This is a genomic window from Rhizobacter sp. P3_C12 (assembly GCF_056402735.1).
This window is the reverse complement of record NZ_JBFUGW010000586.1, coordinates 1-1,355: the sequence shown is the minus strand read 5'-3', so window position 1 is coordinate 1,355 and position 1,355 is coordinate 1. Positions and strand designations below refer to the sequence as shown.

Sequence of the window (1,355 nt, the reverse complement as noted above, 5' to 3'; positions counted from 1 at the left end):
GCCGAAAGCCTTCGCGATCTGCGCCGCATCGAAGCGGATGTTCATCGTCAACATGTCTTCTCCCTCGGTCTGGTCGCGATTCAGTTCAGCCCGCCGCCGCGTTGCTTGCTCAGCGCCTTCATGGGTGGCGGCCCCTCCCAATCCGAGAAGCGCTGGTAGGCGCCGTCGAAGCTGAAGTTCAGCGTGTCGGTCGGACCGTTCTTGTGCTTGACCACCAGCAGTTCGGCGTGGAACTTGTTGGCCTCGGTCGGTGCACGCCGGTGCTCGCGGTGCAGCAGCCCGATCAGGTCGGCCGCGCCCTCGATGTCGCCGCTGTCACGCAGGTCGCTCATCTGCGGCATGCCGCTGGAGCGCTTCTCAGAGTCGCGGTTGAGCTGCGACAGCAAGATGACCCAGACGCCGAATTCCTTGGCCGCGCGCTTCAGGCCGTTGGCGATCTTCCCCAGCTCCTGGTTCCGGTTATCACCGTCACCCTCCATCAGCTGCAGGTAGTCGATGATCACGAGGTCCAGCTTCTTGTGCCGGCGTTTCACTTGCTGGATCTTGCGGCGCACGTCCATGATGCTGAGCGCCGCCTGGTCGTCCATCGCGATGTGCAGCTTCCCGAGCGCATCGATGCCCTCGCTCACGCCTTCCCACATGCTCTCCGGTGCGTTGCGTGGGTTGCGCAGGTCCGCGAGGTTCACCCGGCCTGCAGCAGCGACCTGGCGGGCCGTCAGCGAGTTCAAGCTGTCCTCCTGCGTCAGCATCAGCACGTGGTGCTTGCGGCCGACGTTGCGGCTGAGCGTCAGGCATATGGCCGTCTTCCCCATGCTCGGTCTCGCGCCGATCACCCACAGCTCGCCCGGCCGCCCGCCGCCCGCAGTGCAGTGGTCCAAATCCTTCAGTCCAGTCTGGATGGTGGTCTCCGCACCGTCGTAGCGCAGCTGCAGGTCGTCGAGGTAGGTCACGACCAGTTCGCTGATATCGCGCGGTTCGTTGCGCTCGGCCACTGCGTTGAGCGCCATCAGCTTCGTGATCATTTGGTCGATGACTTGATCGACCGGCTGCGGCTTGCCATCGGCGCCGTGCGCACCGCGCATGACCTCGTCGGCAACGGCTGAACCCAGGCGCATCACCTCGCGTTCCCGCCAGCGCTCGACGATCAGCTCGGCATGCCTCGCCGCGGCCCGGCTGTTCGTCACCGACTGCAGCAGCTGGTTCAGGTACACCATGCCGTGGCCGCCGCGGTCGTGGACGGTGACCAGGTCGGCCAGCTTGCCGGCCGTGAGCAGCTCGCTGATCGTCTCGTAGATCGCCCGGTGATCGCCCTGGTAGAAGTGCTCCGGCTTCAAGATCGTGCCGACCACCTCGAA

1 protein-coding gene is annotated in these 1,355 nt (G+C 65.2%); it reads right to left on the bottom strand.

The features are described 5' to 3' along the window. Positions 1-80: 80 nt before the first annotated feature. A partial coding sequence (locus AC1DXV_RS34705; RefSeq protein WP_477938057.1) for a replicative DNA helicase occupies positions 81-1,355 on the bottom strand: 1,275 nt, incomplete at its 5' end.